Origin of the sequence: Rhizobium sp. 2YAF20, assembly GCF_052114685.1 — a bacterium.
Lineage (GTDB): Bacteria > Pseudomonadota > Alphaproteobacteria > Rhizobiales > Rhizobiaceae > Rhizobium.
The window spans coordinates 1-953 of record NZ_JBFRFF010000124.1 but is presented as its reverse complement, the minus strand read 5'-3'; the positions used below and the strand labels follow the sequence as shown (position 1 = coordinate 953).

General features: G+C 60.4%; 1 protein-coding gene. It reads right to left on the bottom strand.

From position 1 onward, the window contains the following. Nucleotides 1–953, bottom strand: a 953-nt coding sequence (locus AB4Z52_RS36200) for an alpha/beta hydrolase family protein (RefSeq protein ID WP_442222611.1), incomplete at both ends; no start/stop codon positions are given.

The window sequence follows — 953 nt, the reverse complement described above, 5'->3', positions numbered from 1 at the left end:
CCCTCCGAAAAGTCCCGCCGCGACCAACGCAACGTGGTCGTGAATCCTTCGACGATCAACGCTGTCGGCATCAGGGAAGACGTCGGAAGCCTCCTTCATCCCCAACGCAGTCGGCTCCGGCAGGAAGACATAGTGACCCGCACCGGACTTCAAGATTTCCAGGTCGCTGCTTGGGACATGACGATGTAGCCAGCCAGAGCATTCGGCCGCAGGCGCAATCGTGTCGCCGCTTCCAACGATGATCCGTATCGGTTGTCTAACCTGCTTCAGGCTCTCCCTGGAAAAGCCCAAGACGGAACGTCCGGGAGCGAGCAGCAGCGCCGATCTGAACCTGTCATCCGCGTATGACGCGGACCTGCGGTCCCATGCCTCTCTAAACATGACACTTCTTTCCAGCAACATCGGAATTTGCTCTGCCAAATTGGGAAATTCTTTCGGACCCCGATTTGGGCTCTTTACCGGATTGGCCGCCTCGAACTGAGAACGGGCGACCCGTGCGCCGAGCAAAAGCATGGCGGCGTAGGCACCCGCCGAGAAACCCGCGATATGGGCATGGGCGTCGAACTGACCGTCCAGCTCTTTTCGCCACTTCGGGTCATCAAGCAAGACGCTGAGGTCGCGAGCACGCTCCCAAAGGCAGAGGAAGCCTTCCGCCCGGTAGGGCTCAGTTCCGGTATTGCCATGATGATTGACCGCGAGCGCGACAAAGCCTCGTTGTGCCAGGCGGTGACCGAGCCAATCGAGACCGCCCGCCACGCCACCCGTTCCGTGTGACATCAAGACCAACGGATATGGTTTCGCTGTCGGCAACAGCTTCGCATCGCGGGCGACCGGCCGTTTTTGGAACCACGAGGTCTCGGCGACCGGCTGCGGAATTGCGTTTTCGACCGCAGGGTACCAGGCAGACCATTTGAGCGGTCGTGGGCCGTCGGCGTCCCAATTCGACCGGCTTT